Raw genomic sequence first — 19,363 nt, forward strand, 5'->3', positions numbered from 1 at the left:
CGAGGACTTCCGCCCGGCACGCCGAGAGCACGCACCAGACGCCGCGAGGCCGCCCTTCGGGCGACGACGGGAATTTGACGACAGGACCTAGCGCGCTGAGCGGGGTCACTCGCGGCGGGCCACCAGGCGGTAGGCGTTGGACAGGCCGAGGCGGTGGGAGAGTGGGCGTACCGCGAAGCGGTCGAGCAGGGTGGCCGTGAGCAGGGCGGGGACGCCTGCCAGCAGGAGCGCGGTGCGCAGGGCACGGCGGAGGGCGCCGGGAGGTTCGGGCAGCCAGGGTGCGTCGTCGCGCGGGGCGGTGTGGTCGAGGGCCAGCCAGACGGCGGCGAGCAGGTCGACCGGGTCGTGCGGCTCGGCGTGCTGCTCGGCGACCACCGTGAAGCCGAGTTCGGTCAGCCGCCGGCGCAGGTTGGCGACCGGTATGAAGTGCAGGTGCTGCGGCTGGAGCCAGGGCAGCCACCAGCGGCCGAGGAGCCGGGCGTAGCGGCTCTCCGGGTCCGGCACCTCGATGAGCAGATGACCGCCGGGGCGTACGGTCTCGTGGGCGGCGCGGAGTTCACGGTCGGGGCCGGCGCTGTGCTCCAGGTAGTGGAACATGCTCACCACGTCGTAGCGGGCGGCGAGTTCGGGTGCGAGGTCGGGGAAGGCGCCGCGGTAGGCATGCTCCACGCGGCCCTCGCGGGCCGCGAGTTCGACGCCGTCGGTGAAGTCCAGACCGTCGAAGGACGTGCCGGGCAGGACGGTGCGGGCGGCCTCGCAGAAATGGCCGTGGCCGGTGCCGACGTCGAGCCAGTTCTTCGGGGTGGGGTCGTGCGGCGCCATCGCCTGCGCGCGGTCCCGGTACATCGCGGTGCGACCGCCGAAGGTGCCGCTCATCCGTTGTTCGCCCAGGCCGTCGTAGAAGTCGCGGTAGTAGAACTCCAGCCCCTCTTCGGTCAGTTGGGGGTTCTGGAAGATGTGTCCGCAGTCCCTGCAGCGGTCGAGGGTGAAGTGGCCGGGCTTGTGCTGGAGCAGGTCGGTGGTGTGCAGGCGGGTCGTCAGGCTGCTCGACGTGCACCAGGGGCAGGCGGTGCGGCGGGGCGCGAAGAAGCGTTCCGTGCCGTCGGCGAGGTCGTCCAGGTAGGCGGGGCGCAGGGCGGCGATGCGCTCGCTCTTGTCACTGTGGTCGCTCATCGGTTCTCCGTCGTCCCTCCGCTGCTTCGTGCTGCCAGTCGTTCGAGGTGGTCGGCGGCCGCGCGGGCGCCTCCCGCGGCGCGGAACGCCGCGCGGACGCGCGTGGCGGCGGCCCGGTGGGCGCGGTCCTGCAGGACGGTGTCGAGGGCCGCGCCCAGCCGGGGTGCGGTGACCCGGCCGAAGCGGACCCGGACGCCGGCGCCCGCGTCCACGACCTGGGCGGCCACCACGGGCTGGTCGTCGCGGATGGGCGCCACGACGAGCGGGACACCGTGCCACAGCGCCTCGCACACCGTGTTGTGTCCGGCGTGGCAGACGACCGCGTCCATCCGTTCCAGCAGCGGGAGCTGGGGCACCGACGGCAGGATCAGCACATCCTTGTCGGACAGGTCGGCGGGCTGGGTGGCGCCCGGGTCGACGAGTACCGCCTGCACCCGGTCGGCGCGTTCGCGCAGCGCGGTGCGGCACTCGGCGAGGAAGCGGCCCCCGGCGTCGGCGTTGGCGGTGCCGAGGGTCACCAGGACCTTCGCCCGGCCGGTGTCCAGCCAGTCCCAGGGGAAGCCGGGCCCGTCGGGGCGGTCGGCGAGGGACGGGCCGACGTAGTGGATCCGCTGCCCCAACGGAGCCTGGGGGCCGATGAATTCGGGTGTGCTGAAGATGAGCAGCAGGTGGGGCGAGTAGCGCGGGTCGGCGGTGCCGGCCGGGTCGCCGATCCGGGTGCGCAGCCCGGCCAGACGCTGCCGCAGCCACTCGGCGACCTTGGGCATGCCGTCGTAGGCGCCGGTGAACTCGGCCGAGGTGGTGGCGGAGGTCGCCCAGGGCAGGCCGAGGCGGTCGGCCACCAGGGCACCGGCGAAGGCCTGCTGGTCGGCGACGACCACGTCGGGGCCGAATCGCCCGGCGGCCGCACGGACGCCCGCCGCCATCGCGTCGGCGAGCGGCACCAGATAGCCCTCCCACAGGAACTTCAGCGCCTCCGCACCCCGCAGGTCGGGCGGTCGTACGGCGCCCTCGGCGCCCGGCACCGGGCCCGCGCAGGCGAACACCTCCGCGTTCTCGCCCGCGAGCCGGCGGACCAGCGCCGGGTCGGCGCACACCCAGGCCACCCGGTGTCCGCGCGCCGTGAGCCGGGCGGCGACGCCGACGGCCGGGTTGATGTGTCCGACCAGTGGCGGGACGACGAACAGGAACCGGCTCACCTGACCCCCGCCCGCACGTCACCGACGGAGTGGATCAGGTCAAGGATGTGCCCCCCGACGGCCGGGGCCGCCTCGACCAGCACCGAGTGCTCGTGCCCGGGCAGTACGACCGGCCGGAAGTCGGTGAGCAGCGCCTTCTTCAGCGGCACCAGGTCCACCAGGTCCGAGTCGCCGCCGTACACGCCGAGGACCGGGCAGCGTACGGCCCTGATCTGGTCCTCGGTCAGGACCCGGCTCGCGGGGATGTCCCGGCCCAGGGTGGTCTCGCGGGCGAGCCGGGCAGCGCCCTTGGCCAGGCGGGCGGTGTTGTGGCCGCGGTGGGCGGCGATCCAGGCGAGGGCGTCGGACTCGTTGTGCGCGAGTTCGGTCAGCACCCGGCGCAGGATGCCGCCCAGTTTCACCGCCCAGGCGGCGGTCGCGGGTTCGGACTCGATCAGGGTGAGGCTGGCCGTGCGGTCGGGGTGGCGGGCCGCGTGGCCGAAGGCGATGGTGCCGCCGTAGGAGTTGCCGACGAGGTGCACGGGCCCGGTGATCCCGAGCCGGTCGAGAAGCGCCTCCAGGTCGTCGATGTTGTGGTCGAGGCTGTAACCGTCCGCCGGGCGCCCGCTGCGGCCGTGTCCGCGCAGGTCGTACATGACGACGTCGAGGCCGGCCGCCGCGAAGGCGGGGGCCACGGTGAAGTAGTAGCTGGCCAGGCTGTCGGTGAGCAGGCCGTGCACGAGGACGACCGTGGCGTGCGGGGTACGGCCGTCCGCGGGCCCGATCCGCTGGACGTGCAGGCGGACACCGTCGGCGTCGATCATCGCCATGGTCAGCCCGCCTCCGTGGTCTTCAGGCTCCACACCACGTACTCGACGAGCCGGCCCACGGTCAGCTCGATGATCTCGTCGAACTCCATGCCGGCCAGGAACTCGGCGAGGTTGACCCGCCGGCCGTACCGCTCCTCCAGCAGTCCCGCCAGGGTGACGAGGTCGATGCTCTCCAGTTCCAGGTCGCGGTTGAAGGTGGTGGACATGCCGATCACCACGTCGTCCTCGCCGTACTCCGCGAGGAGGGTGCGGAGCATGCCGGTGATGTCGGCGAGCACGGTGTCGGTGGTGGGCTGCGCCGGCACCGGCTGGGTGGGGTTCATCGCGGGGACTCCTCGGCTGCTTCGTCTGCTTGTCCATCGCCTGGTCCATCGCCTGGTCCTGCACCGGACTCGGGTCCCGTGGTCCAGGCCACCACGTAGGCGCGTCGGGGCAGGGCGGGCGGATTGCCCGCCGGCGCGCAGTGCACGGTGTAGGCGCGCTCCAGCCGCCCGGAGACCTCCAGGCGGCTGCCGTCCGGGGCGGCCTCGCGCACGGTGAAGTCCCTGGGGCGGCCACCGAATCCGACGCCCTCGGCCTTCGCCACGGCCTCCTTGGCGGCCCAGAAACGGGTGAACCACAGGTCCTCGCCGTCGGGGCCGTCCGCGCGGAGCGTGCGCAGGAGCCGCAGTTCGTCCGCGCCGAGAGCGGTGGCGAGCGTCGCGGGATCGCGCGCGGTGACCTCCTCGATGTCGATCCCGGGGCCGGGCTTCGGGGTGTGCGGCCGTACGATCGCCACGCCCGCCTCGGCCCGGTGGGCGAGCGAGACGTCCAGCGGGGGCAGGGTGCGCCCGTGCACGCCGGTGACGTACGGCCGGCCGAGTTCGTCGTTGTGCACGCGGATCTCCGCCGGGAAGACGGGACCTTCGCCGTGCTGCCACAGCCACTGCCGTACGGCGTCCTTGACCGCGATCCGGCCCAGCAGCCACTGTCTGCGGCCCCGTGGCGGGCGCTCCGTGTACTCCGCGCGCTCCGCACCGCCGAGCGAGTTGCGCATGATCAGCTCGCGTGAGGCGAGGTCGGGCCACCGTTCGTGCACGAGAGCCCAGCCGCCGGGCCGGGCCTCGGAAAGTGTGTGGCGCTCGGGGAAGCGTTCCACGGGGCGGGTCTGCGGGTCGTTGTCGAAGCGACGGTCCTGCCAGCCGATGAGTACGGCCCACACCTGCCCGTCGATGCTCAGTTCCGCGTCCGCCTCCAGGAGGGTGTCGGTGAGCGAGGTGATCCGCAGCAGGCAGTCGACCTGCGCCCCGGGGGCCGGATGGGGCCCGTGGAAGCGCATCTCGCGCATCTGCACCGGGAACACGACGGTCCGCTCGGTGCGCGTGGCCATGATCCAGTAGCCCAGCAGCTGACCGACGTTGTCGAGCAGGGCACCGGGCGCCGCGGGTGCGGTGATCACTCCGCGGATGTGCCGTGCGCCGACCGCGGTCAGCTCGGTGAGGCCCTGGAAGGCCGGGCCGTGGAACATCCAGCGGTCGCGGTAGATCTGCGCGGCGGTGTGCTCGGGGAGGCGTTCGGGGGCGTCCGGGCGCGGGCCCGGCGGAGGCGGTGCGGGGTGGTGCGGGGCCAGTTCGACCACGGCACGGGCCGTGGGGCCGAAGGCGACGGCGACGCGGTCCGGGTGGCCCGGCTCGGGGGTGACGGTGACGGGCACGTCGACGGGGGGTGTGGCGGTGAGCCAACGGTCGAAGCGGGCACCGCGCACGGCGACGGCGCGCAGGCCGGGAGCCGCGTCCTCCGCCGCGTCCATCATGTGCCGGACGATCGTGGTCGCCGGGACCACCGGCCAACGGTCCTCCACGTCCGGCCAGTCGGGGCGTTGGGGGAAGAAGCAGTGGTCGAGGAGGTGGGGCATGGAGCGGGCGGAGATGTGGACCGTTGTGGTGGCGGGGGCCGGGGCGGGGACGGGGGTGTGGGGTGTGACGGCCGGGTGTGCCGGGGCCGCGGCGACGGTGCGCGGCACGGAAGCGGGGGGCTTCGCGGCCGCGGCGGCACCGGCGGCGGCCGTGAGCGGTCCCGGTCCGCCGTCGCTGCGGCCGCTTCGGCGGCCGTGCGCCGTGATCAGCTCCGCCGCGGTGTCCGCGGTGTCCCGCAGCAGGGCGGTCAGCTCGGCGGCGGCCGGGAAGCGGGTGGCGAGGTCGTCGAGGGAGGACGTACCGGGGCGGGGCGGCTGCGAGGAGTGCGCCGCCTGCCGGCTCGGCCGCAGCTCCGAGCGCAGCGCGTCCAGGTCCGGCCCGGCCAGGGACACCAGGGCACCGTCCAGGTCGAGGTGGACGGCGGGGCGTGCGGGTGCCGTCGCGGACGCGTGGGTGCGGGGTGCGGTCACGGATGAGTGCGCGCGGGACGCCGCCTCGGGCGCTACGACGCCGTCAGCCGCCCCGCGTGCCGGAACCACGGGCAGCGCGGGAGCCACCCGTGCCCCTGCCGTCCACAACGCCGTGGCCACACATCGCAGTTGGGTCATTCCTGAGCGGTGCGGGGAGTTGGCTGCGACGGCCAGGTGATCGCGGTCGGCGAGGGTGTCGTCGATGAGGGAGGCCAGTTGGCCGGGGCCGGTCTGGACGAAGGTGCGGTGGCCCGCCGCGTACAGGGACTCGATCAGCTCGCGGAAGCGGACGGGCTCCAGCAGGTGCCGTACGAACAGCTCGCGCACCGCTGCCTCGTCCCGTGGGAACGGTGCGGCGGTCGTCCCGGACCAGACCGGCACGGTCGGCGGATGGAGCCGGAAGCGGTCGGCGGCCTCCTGGATGGGGGCGAGATACGGTTCGAGCATCGGCGTGTGGAAGCCGGAGCGGAACGGCAGCACCTGGCACAGGACGCCCTGGGCGCGGAAGGACCGTACGAACTCCTGCACCGCCGCGTCCGGGCCGCAGACCATCGACTGGCGGGGCGCGTTGTCGTGGGAGAGGACGATCCCGGAGCCTGCCCAGGACCGGGCGAGAGCCGTCCGGACACGGTCCGCCGAGGCGCCCAGCGCGGCGAAGGCCAGCCCCGGAACGGTCACCGTGTCCGGGTCGAACTCGGCCATGAAGGCGTCCACTTGGGCGTTCGAGTACAGCCCGGCCGCCGCCATGGCCGTCCACTCGCCGACACTGTGCCCGGCGACCGCGTCCGGTACGACCCCCATGCGGCGCAGCGCGCTGTCCAGGAGCCGGCCCACGCCCACGACCCCGAAGCCGTGCCGTCCGACGTCGTCGACGCGTACGTCCGTGCCGGTGGCCGCGAGCGGGGGCAGGCCGAAGTGGGCCGCGACGTCGTCGGCGCGGGGCGCGAAGTCGCCTTCGAGGCCGGGGAAGACGAAGGCCAGCTTGCCGGGCGCGAGCAGCGGGGCGGGCCGGAACCAGACGTCACTGCGGCCCTGCCAGGCGCGCCCCTTGGCGACCGCGCGACGGGCCAGGGCCAGCCGTTTGGCGGTGGGTTCGACGATGCCCAGGCGTACGGGGCCGGCGGCGGGGTGCGGCCGGGCGGGGTCGAGGCCGGCGGCGAGGACCGCCCGGTCGTCGGCGGCGAGGAGGGCGGCGAGGTCGTCCCCGGTGTCGGCGGCGAGCAGCAGGACGCGCTCCGGCTCGGCGACCGAGGTCCGGGCGTGCCGGGACCTCGCTCGTTCGCCCGGCGCCTCCTCCAGCACCACGTGGGCGTTGATCCCGCCGAACCCGAAGGCGTTCACGGCGGCCCGCCGGACCGGCTGTTGCGGGCCGGTCTCCCAGGGGCGCGCCCGTTCCAGAGTGCGGAAGCGGGTGGCCGCGAGGGCGGGGTGGGGGTCGTCGCAGTGGAGGGTGGGCAGCAGGGTGCCATGGTGCAGGGCGAGGGCGGCCTTGACCAGGCCGGCCACACCGGCGGCCGGCATGGTGTGGCCGATCATCGACTTCACCGAGCCGAGCACGGGCCGCTCGTCGTCGTGGGCCGCGCCCGGCCCGAACACCTCGGCAAGCGTGGTGAGTTCGGCGGTGTCACCGGCGGGCGTGGCGGTGCCGTGCGCCTCCAGCAGGCCGACGGAGTGGGGTGCGGCGGGGTCGAGTCCGGCTGCGTGCCAGGCCTGGCGCACGGCTCGGGTCTGGCCGCCGGGGTCGGGCGTGACCAGCCCGGCGGTACGGCCGTCGCTGGCCACGCCCGTCCCGCGGATCACCGCGTACACGCGGTCGCCGTCCCGTTCGGCGTCCGCGAGCCGTTTGAGTACGACGACGCCGGTGCCCTCGCCGATGAGGATGCCGTCGGCGTCGCGGTGGAAGGGGCGGATGCGCTGGCTCGGCGACAGGGCGCGGAGCTGGGAGAAGACGCTCCAGAGGGTGATGTCGTGGCAGTGGTGCACTCCCCCGGCCAGCATCATGTCGCAGCGGCCGGTGCCGAGTTCGGTGACCGCCTGGTCGACGGCGACCAGTGAGGAGGCGCAGGCCGCGTCCACGGTGTAGGCGGGGCCGCGCAGGTCGAGCCGGTTGGCGATGCGTGAGGCGGCGAGGTTGGGGACCAGGCCGATCGCGGACTCGGGGCTGTCCGGGCCGAGCCGTTCGGTGAACGCCTCCCGCACCCGGTCCAGCTGGGCGGACGACAGGTCGGGCAGTAACTCTCCCAGGGTGCGCACGAGTTGTCCGGCGGTGCGCACACGCTGGTCGAGCCGGACCAGGCCCGGGGTGAGGTAGCCGCCGCGGCCCAGGGCCACGCCGATCCGGTCCCGCTCCGGCAGCCGGTCCGTGCCGCCCGCGTCGGCCAGCGCGGCGGCGGCCACGTCGAGGGCGATCAGCTGGTCGGGCTCGGTGCCCGGCACGGAGGCGGGCATGATGCCGTACCGGGTCACCTCCACCTCGGCCAGTCCGTCCACGAATCCGCCGCGCCGGCAGTAGATCCGGTCGGCGACGGCGGGCTCCGCGGCCGAGCCGGGCCGGTAGTAGCCGGCGTCCCACCGGCCCTCCGGGACGTCGGCGATGGCGTCCACGCCGTCGCGCAGGTTGCGCCAGTAGGCGTCGATCCCCGCGGCACCGGGCAGCAGCACCGCCATTCCCACTATGGCGACGGGCGCCTGAGGCTCCGGCATCTCACCAGCCCGAGGCGGTGTAGACGACGGCGCGGGCCGGGCGCTCGCCCCAGGCGAGTTCCCGCAGCAGGGCCGCGGTGCCCTCGTCGGGGTCGATCAGCTTGACTCCGCGGCGGGCGTACTCCCGGCCCAGTTCCTCGCCGACCATGCCGCCGTGGAGGCCGGCGGGTGCCCAGGGGCCCCAGTGGACGGTGAGCGCGCGGTGGCCGGTGCGCGCGGCCCAGTCGGCGCCGAGGCGTTCCAGTGCGTCGTTGGCGGCGGCGTAGTCGGCCTGGCCGCGGTTGCCGAGGACGGCCGCGATGCTGCCGAACAGCACGGTGAATCCCGGTCCGTCGGGCAGGTCCTCCAGGGCGCTGAGCAGCGCGGCGGCCCCGGCCGTCTTCGTGCCGTACACGCGCCGGAAGGAGTCGGGGCTCTTCTCGGCGATCAGCCGGTCCTCGATCACCCCGGCGGCGAAGACGACGCCGTCGAGCCGGCCGTGTTCGGCGTGGATCTCCTTGACGGCCTGGAGCGCGGCGTCCCGCTCGCGGAAGTCGACCGAGCGGTAGCGGGCCTCGCTGCCGAGGGCGGCGAGTTCTGCGAGAGTGGCGGCGATCTCCCGCTGGGCGAGGACGAGTTCGGCCGCCCGGTTGGCCTCCGCCGGCTTGAGCGAGCCGTTCGCGGCGAGCGCGGCGCGCAGTTCGACGGCGGTGCGGGCTGCGGCGATCGCCGGGGTCTCGGGCGCGGTGGGAGCGGGGGTGCGGCCGACCAGCTCGACACGACAGCGGCTCGCGGCGGCCAGCGCGACGGCGAATCTCGCCGTGATGCCCCGGGCGCCCCCGACCAGCAGTACCACGGAGTCCCGGTCCAGGCCGAGCGCGGCGGCCTCGGCGGCACCGTCCGCGGCGGGTCCCGCACCGGTGCTGCCGAGCGGGCCCAGGGGCGCGGCCACCAGTTCGAGACCGTGCCGCTGTCCGGTGTCCGTACGCAGGACGACGGGGGCCGGCTCCGGCGCGAGCAGCTCGGCGAGCAGGGCTTCGGCGACGGCCCCGGGGGCGGTGTCGGGGACGGTGACGATCCGGGCGAGGGTGTCGGGGTACTCCCGGGCGACGCTGCGGAAGAGGCCGTGGAGACCGGCCGACCGGGTCGCCGCCTCGCCGTCGGCCGGCTGCACGGCCAGCAGGCTGCGCGGTGCGCGGGCCAGGGCCGCCTGCAGCACGGGGAAGGCCTCGGGCAGCACCGGAAGCTCGGGACCGGGAAGCGCGCCCAGGTACAGGACGCCGTCGACTCTGCCGTCGGCCTCGCCGAGGAGGTGGGCCCGGTCGACGGTCACCGCGTCGGCGCCGTGCGCCCGGAGCCGTTCCGCGACCTCGGCCGCCGCTCCCCCGCCGTCCCCGAGCAGCACGAACCGGGCGCCGGAGAGGGTCGTGGCCGGGTCGGCCGAGGGGTACGGAAGGGGCACCGGGAGCAGTTCGCAGCGCTTCGGGGCTTCACCGAGGGGTGTGTGCTCGTGCGGGGCCGCCGGTTCCCGGCCGGCTGCTGCGCCGGCCTCCGGACCGGCACCGGCGCCCCCGCCGACCCGCGCCGTCAGCCAGGCCGTCACCGACGCCGCCGTGCGCGCCTTGGCCAGCTCCTCCAGCTCCGCGTCGTCCAGGATCTCCGCTCCGCCGGCGATCCCGAGGCGTCTGGCGAGTTCGCCCGCTATCTCGGCCCGCTTGATCGAGTCGATGCTCAGATCCGCCTCCAGGTCGAGGTCGGGCTCGATCATGTCGACGGGGTATCCGGTGCGCTCGCTGATGATCTCCAGGACGACACGCTCGACGTCGTGCTCGGGCTCGGCGGGTTCGGGCGACGGCAGTGCGGCGGGTGGCAGCCGGGCCGGCTCGGGGAGCACGGCCTGTGGTGGCGCTGCGGGGGCGGCCGGGGCCTGCGGGGCCGCTCCGGGCGCGGCGCCGAAGTAGGTGAGCAGCACGTCACGCTGGGCGGCGATCATCTCCCGGCTGGTGCGCAGGAATTCGGAGATCAGGGCGTCCTGGCCGGCCGGGGCACCGTGCTGCGGGTTCGTCGTCACAGTCGTCTCCACGACTCGTCGGGCCGGTGCGAGAGCACCGGGCAGGAGTGCTCCGTCGGCGGTGCGGACGAGGTGTCCGTCGACCGTCCAGCCGGGCCGCCGCGGCGCCGGCGTACGGAGCGCGTCGACGGCGTCGCGGCCCCTGAAGAGCCAGGCGGTGCGCACCGGCAGCCCTGCGAGGGCCAGCTGGGCGAGGGCGTCGAGCCAGCCGGGCAGACCGCTGTCGGCGCGGGGTTCGCAGGCGACGGTGCGATGCGGACGGTCCCCGAGGATCCGGCCGACGAGCCGGGTGAGGACCGTGCCGGGGCCCGCCTCCACGAAGATCCGCGCTCCCGCCTCGTACATCGCCTCGATCTGGGCGGCGAAGGCGACCGGCGCGCCGATCTGTGCGGCGAGTTCACCGCGTACGGCGTCGGCGTCCTGCGGGTACGGGGCTGCGGTGCGGTTGGCCCAGACGGGGAACTCGGGGGCCCGTACGGCCTTGTCCGCGAGGACCTTGGCGAACCGCTCGCCGGCGGCGGCCACCACCGGGCTGTGGAAGGCACAGGCGACCGGGATGCGACGCACCCCGAGGCCCGCCTCGCGCAACAGGCCCACGGCGGTCTCGACTTCGGCCGTGGGGCCCGAGATCACTGACTGGTCGGGCGAGTTGTGGTTGGCGACGACGACCGACTCGGGCGCCCCCGCGGCGCGCAGGGCGCCTGCGACGGTCTCGGCCCCGGCTCCGACGGCGGCCATGGTGCCGGGTTCGTCGCCCGCGGCCGCCAGGATCGCGCTCGCACGCTCGGTGCTCAGTTCCAGCAGGGTCTCCGGGTCGAGGGCTCCGGCGGCGCTCAGCGCGACCAGTTCGCCGTAGCTGTGGCCGGCCGCGAGGTCCGGCTGGACGCCCGCCGCGGTGAGGAAGGCGTGGGCGGCGAGGCCGGTGATGCCGAGCGCGGGCTGTGCGGCCCGGGTGTCGGTGAGGTCGGCCCGGTGGCGCTCGCGGGCGGCCTCGTCGAAGGCGGCGGGCGGGTACAGGGTGTCGGCGTGGGCGCGGCCGAGGTGCAGGTAGTGGCGCAGCTCGGGCAGGGCGACCAGCAGGTCGGCGAGCATGCCGGGCCGCTGGCTGCCCTGGCCGGGGAAGAGGAAGGCGACCTCGGCCCCGCCCTCGACGGGGCTGCCGGCAGCCGGTTCGTGTTCCCCGGCGAGGACGCGTCTCAGCTGCCCCGTCAGGTCGTCGACGTCGCGGGCCACGACGGCTGCCCGCACCGGTTCGTGGGAGGTGTCCGCGCGCCGGGCGGCGGCGAGCGCGAGGTCACGCAGGCGCCAGGGGCGGCCGTCGGACTCGGCGGCCCGCAGGATCTCCTCGATCTCCCGGTGGGCCGCGGACGTGTCCTTGCCGCGGAACAGGAACAGCTCGGCGGGCCAGGCGTCCAGGGTCTGCTGCGGCGGTGCGGCGCCGTCGTAAGCACCCACCACCACATGGAAGTTGGTTCCGCCGAAGCCGAACGCGCTGACTCCGGCGAACCGTTCCGCCGCCGGGGCCGCCCAGGGCTGGGCGCGGGTGTGGAAGGCGAAGGGGCTCTCCTCCTGCGACCAGGCCGGATTGGGCCGCTCGAGGTGGAGGGTGGGCGGCTTGACGCCGGTGTGCAGGGCGAGGGTGGTCTTGATCAGGCCCGCGAGTCCGGCGGCGCACTTGGTGTGCCCGATCTGCGACTTGACCGAGCCGAGCGCGCAGGCACCGGTTTCGGCGCCCGCCTCGGCGAACACCTCGCTGAGTACGGTGAGTTCGGTGCGGTCCCCGACGACCGTGCCGGTGCCGTGCGCCTCGACCAGGCCGACCTCGGCGGGCGAGACGCCTGCGTTGCGGTAGGCGCGCACGAGCGCGGCCCGCTGTCCTTCGGGGCGTGGTGCGGTCAGGCCGAGGGAGCGGCCGTCGCTCGCGGAGCCGAGGCCCTTGATCACGCCGTAGACACGGTCGCCGTCGCGCTCGGCGTCCGCGAGCCGTTTGAGGACCACGCAGGCCACGCCCTCACCGAGGGCGATGCCGTCGGCGGAACCGTCGAAGGCGCGGGAGCGGCCGGTCGGCGAGAGGGCGTGCACCGAGGAGAACAGGACGAAGTCGTTGATGCCGTTGTGCAGGTCGGCCCCGCCGCACAGCACGACGTCGCTGCTGCCGGAGACGAGTTCCTTGCAGGCCACGTCCAGCGCGGCGAGTGAGGAGGCGCAGGCCGCGTCGACGGTGTAGTTGGCGCCGCCGAGGTCCAGCCGGTTCGCTATGCGGCCGGAGATGACGTTGGCGAGCATGCCGGGGAAGGAGTCCTCGGTCAGCCGCGGCAGCTGCTCCTCGAGACCGTCGGGGACCCTGCCGTAGTACGACGGGAGGACGGCGCGCAGGGTGGCGGCGTTGGACAGGTCGCTGCCCGCCTCCGCGCCGAAGACGACGGAGGTGCGCGAGCGGTCGAACGTCCGCCCCCGGTCGCCGTATCCGGCGTCGTCCAGGGCCCTGCGGGCGGCCTCCAGGGACAGCAGCTGGACCGGCTCGATGCTGCCGAGGGAGGCGGGCGGGATGCCGTAGCCCAGCGGGTCGAAGGGGATGCGGGGCAGGAAACCGCCCCACTTGGACGCCGTGGTGCCTGCCTCGTGGTGCACGGCCGGGTCCCACCGGTCTGCCGGGACCTCGGTGACGGCGTCGTGTCCCGTGACGACGTTGGCCCAGAAGGTGGCGAGGTCGGGGGCCTCGGGGAACATGCAGGCCATGCCGACGACGGCGACGTCGAGCGGGGCGGGGGGCGCGGGTTCGCAGGCCCGCGGACGGGCGGGGCGGGGAGCGCGGGCGGCGAGGAGGCCGGCGGCGCCGTCGGTGACGGCGTGATGCAGTTCCGCGAGGGTGGTGACCGCCGAGCGCAGGACGGCGACCTCACCGGCCATGAACATCCCGTCGCTGAGCTGCCGTTCCTCGTCGACCCCGGTCAACTCGCCCTGCTCCGAGCGCTCGACGCCCTTGCTGGCGATGCGCAGCCGCCCGACGTTGAGCCGCTCCAGCGACTCCCACACCTCCCGGTCGGGCAGTCCGGACGCGCGTAGCCCTGCCTCGCGAACGCGGTAGTCCGTGGTGAAGGGGCTGGGGACGCAGCGGGTGGCGTGGCCGGGTGCGGTCTCCAGCAGCGCGGTCGTGGTGGCGGTCAGGACCTGCCGTTGGAAGAGCGGCTGGATCGCGCCATGTGCCACCGCCTCCTCGGTGAACAGGTAGGCGGTGCCCATGAGGACGCCCACGGCGGCACCCCGGGCGGTGAGCGGTGCGGCCAGGGCGGCGGTCATCGCGGCGGACCGCTCGTCGTGGATCCCGCCCGCGAAGAACACCTCCAGCTGCCGCGCGGTCCCTGCGTCGGCTTCGCTGGCCAGGAAGTCTTCCAGCACGGCGAGTTGGGCCTCCCACAGCGGGAAGGAGGCGCGCGGTCCGACGTGACCGCCGCACTCGGAGCCCTCGAACACGAACCGGCGCGCCCCGGCCTGCAGGAACTGCCGCAGCAGTCCCGGCGAGGGCACGTGCAGGTAGGTGCGGATCCCGGCCCGCTCCAGCGCCTCGGCCTGGGCGGGCCGGCCGCCCGCGATGATCGCGTGCGTGGGGCGCAGTTCCCGTACGGCTTCCAGCTGGGCGTTCCTGATGTCCTCGGGCGCGAAGCCGAGCACTCCCACACCCCAGGGCCGCCCGTCGAGCACGGCACGCGCCTCGGTCAGCATCACCCGGGTCCGCTCGCCGTCGGCGAGGGCCAGCGCCAGGAAGGGCAGCGCCCCGTCCGCGGCGACGGCGGCGGCGAAGCCCGCCTGATCGCTCACCCGCGTCATGGGACCCTGCGCGACGGGGAGCCGGGTACCGAGGGCACGGCTCATGGGGGAGCCGGGGAGCAGGGCACTGGCGGGGCCGTGGTCGACAGGCTTGGGCGAGGGGGCGTCACACGATTCGGCCGGGCGCTCGTCGAACGACTCGGCCGGACCAGCGGCGGCCGCAGCCGAGCCGCTGTGAGCCACTGCCGACGCACCGAAGAGCGCTGCGGAACCACCATCGGCCGCTACCGCACCACCGCCGACCGCTCCCGCCCCAGCAAGCGGCGCCGCCGACCCCCCGTCGGCCACTCCCGACGCACCCAAGGACCCCGCGGAACCACCATCGGCCGCTACCGCACCACCGCCGACCGCTCCCGCCCCAGCAAGCGGCGACGCCGAGCCACCGTCGGCCACTGCCAACCCGTCGTCGACCGCTACCGACCCACCAAACGGCGCTGCCGACTCACCATCCGCGACTGCCGCCCCACCATCGGCTGCTACCGGCCCGCCGCCGACCACTACCGACCCACGGTCGGCCGACCCGGCCGACCCGCCGCCGTGCGACTCCGCCGGGCCGCGGCCGGCAGACTCGGCCGACCCGCCGCCCGCCGGCCTCCCGGGCCCGGAATCCGCCCGCGTCGGCCTGTGGCCGTCCGCGCCCGCGTCCTCCGCCGCGTCCGCGCCCGCGTCCTCCGCCGCCCCGACGACCTCCCGGATCGCCGCCCGTATCTCGCGCACGGTCCGCCGTACGTCCCCCCACCGATCGGCGAACCGCGCTGCCAGGAAGCCGTCCTGGCCCACCGGCAGGAGCTGGCGGCGCAGGTCGCGCGCGCCGAGCAGGGAGGCGACCGCCTCGGCGTCGTCCGGGGGCGCAGGCGGGGCGTCCGGTCCGCGTCGGCGCAGTACCCGGTGCCCGGCGACGACCACGGTCTCGGAACCGTCCAGGGACCTCAATGCGGCCCGCACCGCCTCCGGCAGCCGGGACTCGGCCAGCAGGGCCAGTTGGCTGTCGAGGACGACACCGGCCGCTCCGCCGGCCACCGCGGCCGCGGCCGTACGCGGCCCGATGCCCCCGCAGGCCCAGACGGGGACCTTCAACCCGCCCTCGGCCAGCAGCAGTTGGAGCAGGACGAAGGTACTCAGCCCGCCGACCCGGCCGCCGCTCTCGGCGCCTCGCGCGATCAGCCCATGAGCCCCGGCCCGCACCGCTTCCCGGGCCTGCGTCAGGTCGGTGACCTCCGCCAGCACCCGGTACCGCGCGGCCACTTCGCCCACGTTCCAGGGCGCGTCCCGCGCGAGGACCACGGTGTCGGGGGCACCGCCGAGTTCGCCGGGGTCCAGTGCGCAGCGTCCGGTCACCCGTACACCGAAGGGCCCCGGCGCCGATCTGCTCAGCCGGTGCAGCTCTTCGCGGGATCGCCGGTCGCCGTCGCCGAGGTCGAGGATGCCGAGCGCGCCGGCGCCGCAGGCTGCCACGGCCGGCCCGGCGTCGGGTTCTCCGAAGGGGGTGAGGCACAGGATCAGGTCTTGGGCGCGCACGGGCGAGGTCATGATGCTCCGAAGAATCGGCAAGACAGCACGGTGGGGGGTGTGCGGCAGGACTCTCTGGTGCGAGGCCACCGGAACCTAGCGAGCTGCTTACTGGCGGGTCAATAACGCCGCGTCCTTTTCGCGGACGGTGGCATCGATTCGGCCAGCTCGCCGAATTCCCCCACAAGCGTCGAAAATCAGAGCAATCCCCGTCCGCCGCATGACCGTACGGCCGCGCCGAACCTCTCGGCACACCCCCACAAGCCCGTCAAAGCGCCGGGCATATTCACCGTGGACTCACCGGGCGGCAACGTCACGGGACACGGGATCGGTTTCTGTAAATTCCGCGTGACTTCAGCCCGGTGGCTCGATCCCGGTGCACCCCGAGCGGGGCGGCGAGTCGGCCGGAGGACGGCGTGCGAGGGCCACCACGTGTCCGTGGTGGCCCTCCGGCGTCAGCCGAGCAGCGAGCCGACCGCCGTCGGCGCGGAGACGAGGGTGCCCGCGACTCGGGGGACGAGCCGGCGCACCGGGTGCGCGGGAGGGACGGATTCCGCCGCGCCGGGGTCCTCGTGGGCGCCGGCCTGGGCGATCCGCGTCTCGTACCCAGGCTCGGCAGGCCGACGCTCCTGGCCCCGGCCCTGCCCCTGCCCGTCCCCGTGCCCCTGTCCGCGCTCCTCACCCGGAGCGTCCCCGCCGAGCAGCCGCCCGGGCTGCTCGGCGGCCCCCTTCGAGGGTTCGGTCCGGCCGGGGTCGGGCGCCTCCGGCGGCGTGCCCCGCCGTGACGGCGCATCCGCTCCCGCCCCCGGCCGCGCCCCCGCCTCAAGGACCCAGCGCTGCCCCTTCGAGCCGTCGCGGTCCGCGACCACCACCCGGGTCGGAAAGTCCCCGGATCCCGGGGCGAGGGCGAGCCCCTCGGGCCGGCGGAGCAGGACTTCGCCGCGGACCGTGATGTCGTACGAGACCTCTCCGGCGTGCACGACGCAGGCGGACACCACGACGCTCCGCGTCCCCGGGTCGGCGGCCAGGCACAGTGCGGGATCGGCGGCGCTGCGCAGCAGTCCGTCGTCCTGGTACGACCACTGCTGTGACGCGCCGGACGAACACTCCGCGAGCACGGCACCCGCCCCCGCCTCGGCGTTCCCCCCTCTCGCGGCCAGACAGAGCCCGGAGGCGAGGCTGCGCAGCCTGCCGTGGGCGACCTCGACGGGATCGCCGGCCGAGGCGGCGGACGAGGAGATCGTGGCGGACCGGTCCCCGTCGGCGCCGGGACGGGCGGAACTGCCCACCGGGGCACCCCAGGTGGCCCCGGGCCGCGGGACACCGTTGTCATCGGACCAGCCCCTGACCACGAGCACCGTGGCCAGCAGGGCCAGCGAGGTGAGACCGACGCCCACCGCCAGGGCCGTACGCCGCCTGCCCGCCGGCACCGCACGTCGCCCGCCCTCGGGAACGGTGCGGTGCCGGCCGCCCTGCGCCGGGGTCACCGCGTGCGGCGCGGGCTCCTCCTCCGGGGCGCCGCGGCCCGGCCGGGAGTCGAGATAGCGGCGGGCGCCCCAGCCGAGCACGGTCTCGGCGAGCAGGACTTCCAGGCCGCCCTCGAAATGGCTGAGCTGTTCGGCGGCGTGCCGGCAGTGGCGGCAGGCCGCCAGATGCGCCTGCACATCCGGGAGCAGGGAGCCGCCGCGGCGAATGGGGACGTCCAGGAGGCGGTTGTGGAAGCGGCATTCCCTGGACGGTGCGAGTTCACGGTGGGCGCGTACGCAGCCCGCCCGGAATTGATCGCGGGCCCGCTCCAGGGCGATCGCGGCGGTGGCCGTGTCCACCCCCGACAGACCAGCGGGTATGTTTATGGACTCCGCCTCGACCTCGGTATGCCACAGAAGGCATTGGGAGGCTGCGGGCAGGGCCTGGAATGCGCGTTCTGCGAGTTGCCGCCTTTCGGGCGTGCCGGGCTTTGTCGCGCGCAGGCCACGGCCACCGGTGGTTCTGCGCAGTTCCGGCATGACCACACAGGCAGCCTCGTCGGCAGCCCAGGTGCGGACGGTCTCACGGACGGCCACCAGCAGCTGCGGGCGCAGGGCGCCGCCGACCACCCCGCTCGTGAGCCGGCCGAGCACCTGCTGGAAGGCGGCGGTGGCCACCAGTTGCGCCGCGGGCCCGGCGGCGGCCAGGCAGACGATCGCGTAGTCGCGGGTGGCCCGCCAGTGCCGGGCCAGGAGCAGGGCGACGGCGTGATGGCGGCCGTCGCCGGGGCCGCTCAGCAGGGCGACGAGATCACGGTCGGACTCCCCCGGCAGCGAACCGGGGCGGGGCGGGAACGGCGGGCGTGGGGGGTAGGGGGACGGCACGGAACACCATTTCCTTTCCAGCCGCAGGGCGGCATCCGAAATGGCGCCCCGTCGGAAAGCAGTGCCTGATCGGTGCATACCTGAGGGGCCCGGCCTTGCCGTTCGGTTGCGACCTCTGCCCCTCTCACAGGAGGGCTCACCTTCGCACACGGGCCTCACAGGAAACAAGAAGCCGGAATGACTCGACGTCAAAGTCGGGGAAATACACGACAGTTACCGGCGGTATCCACACACCTCTTTGAGGGTGCGGTTGCATGACGGTCAACTTGTGCGCATGCAAAGCCGGATGCCACACGAAATCTCCAACTCCCCGCCCGCCCCCTCGGCGGACACGCACAGCCGGTTCCCACGTTCTTCTCGGCGCGCTCTCATCCGCGTGCCCGAGCATGGCCGCATGATCGCCCCCCACCCCACAGCGACCCCCGCCCGCGCCCGCTCGGTACGCAAGGCGGTCGTCCCGGCCGCCGGGCTCGGCACCCGGTTCCTGCCCGCGACCAAGGCGACGCCGAAGGAGATGCTTCCCGTCGTCGACAAGCCGGCCATCCAGTACGTCGTCGAGGAGGCCGCGGCGGCCGGCCTCGACGACATCCTGATGGTCACCGGCCGGCACAAGCGCGCCATCGAGGACCACTTCGACAGCGCCTTCGAGCTGGAGCAGGCCCTGGCGGCGAAGGGCGACACCGTGCGCCTGGACGCCGTACGCGATCCCGCGCGGCTGGCCGACATCCACCACATCCGTCAGGGCGACCCGCTCGGCCTCGGCCACGCCGTGCTGTGCGCCCGCCACCACGTCGGGGACCAGCCCTTCGCCGTCCTGCTCGGCGACGACCTGATCGACCCGCGGGAAACCCTGCTCAGCCGCATGCTGGACGTCCGTGACCGGTACGCGGGCACGGTGGTCGCGTTGATGGAGGTCGACCCGGCGCAGATCCACCTCTACGGCTGCGCGGCGGTGGAACCCGCCGGCGAGGAGGGTGTCGTGCGCGTCACCGGTCTGGTCGAGAAGCCGTCACCCGAGAAGGCGCCGAGCCGCTACGCGGTCATCGGCCGTTACGTCCTCGACCCCGCCGTCTTCGACGTCCTGGAACAGACCCCGCCGGGCCGCGGCGGCGAGATCCAGCTGACGGACGCCCTCCAGGACCTGGCCGTGGGCGGCACGGTGCACGGGGTCGTCTTCGACGGCCTGCGCTACGACACCGGCGACAAGGCGGACTATCTGCGCACGGTGGTCCGCCTGGCCTGCGCCCGCCCGGACCTGGGTCCCGAATTCAGGGGATGGCTCAGGGAGTTCGTGGCGGGGCTGGGGGACGGCGAGGCCGGCACCGGGGAGGAGCGCCGGGCGGCCTGAGACGACGCGAGGGGAGGGATCCGCCCGG

The 19,363-nt window shown here is 74.7% G+C and carries 8 protein-coding genes; 1 reads left to right on the forward strand and 7 read right to left on the reverse strand.

Annotated elements, in window-relative coordinates; genetic code table 11:
• Window positions 1–105: 105 nt before the first annotated feature.
• The 7 genes from FB157_RS42060 to FB157_RS42100 all read right to left on the reverse strand — a co-directional run bounded on the left by FB157_RS42060 (window position 106) and on the right by FB157_RS42100 (window position 17,987).
• The gene (locus FB157_RS42060) at window positions 106–1,173 is read right to left on the reverse strand and encodes a class I SAM-dependent methyltransferase (protein ID WP_186581927.1); all 1,068 of its coding nucleotides are present in this window, start codon (window positions 1,171–1,173) and stop codon (window positions 106–108) included.
• On the reverse strand, window positions 1,170–2,372 hold the full coding sequence (locus FB157_RS42065) for a glycosyltransferase (protein WP_145886358.1): 1,203 nt from the start codon (window positions 2,370–2,372) through the stop codon (window positions 1,170–1,172). Before FB157_RS42065 ends, FB157_RS42060 begins: the two co-directional genes overlap by 4 nt.
• Complete coding sequence (locus FB157_RS42070) at window positions 2,369–3,181, reverse strand: alpha/beta fold hydrolase (protein ID WP_145886360.1); 813 nt, start codon at window positions 3,179–3,181, stop codon at window positions 2,369–2,371. Before FB157_RS42070 ends, FB157_RS42065 begins: the two co-directional genes overlap by 4 nt.
• 2 nt (window positions 3,182–3,183) lie before the next feature.
• On the reverse strand, window positions 3,184–3,504 hold the full coding sequence (locus FB157_RS42075) for an acyl carrier protein (protein ID WP_094219583.1): 321 nt from the start codon (window positions 3,502–3,504) through the stop codon (window positions 3,184–3,186).
• Complete coding sequence (locus FB157_RS42080; RefSeq protein ID WP_145886362.1) at window positions 3,501–8,249, reverse strand: type I polyketide synthase; 4,749 nt, start codon at window positions 8,247–8,249, stop codon at window positions 3,501–3,503. Before FB157_RS42080 ends, FB157_RS42075 begins: the two co-directional genes overlap by 4 nt.
• Window position 8,250: 1 nt before the next feature.
• Entirely contained in the window at window positions 8,251–15,657 is a 7,407-nt protein-coding gene (locus FB157_RS42085; protein WP_261386895.1) for a type I polyketide synthase, read from the reverse strand.
• Window positions 15,658–16,091: 434 nt separating this feature from the next.
• Entirely contained in the window at window positions 16,092–17,987 is a 1,896-nt protein-coding gene (locus FB157_RS42100; protein WP_261386896.1) for an RICIN domain-containing protein, read from the reverse strand.
• A gap of 394 nt (window positions 17,988–18,381) precedes the next feature.
• Between FB157_RS42100 and galU the strand changes: the two genes are divergently transcribed.
• On the forward strand, window positions 18,382–19,335 hold the full coding sequence (gene galU, locus FB157_RS42105; RefSeq protein WP_145886367.1) for a UTP--glucose-1-phosphate uridylyltransferase GalU: 954 nt from the start codon (window positions 18,382–18,384) through the stop codon (window positions 19,333–19,335).
• Window positions 19,336–19,363: the final 28 nt, after the last annotated feature.

The sequence above is a fragment of the Streptomyces sp. BK340 genome (assembly GCF_007827595.1).
Lineage (GTDB): Bacteria > Actinomycetota > Actinomycetes > Streptomycetales > Streptomycetaceae > Streptomyces.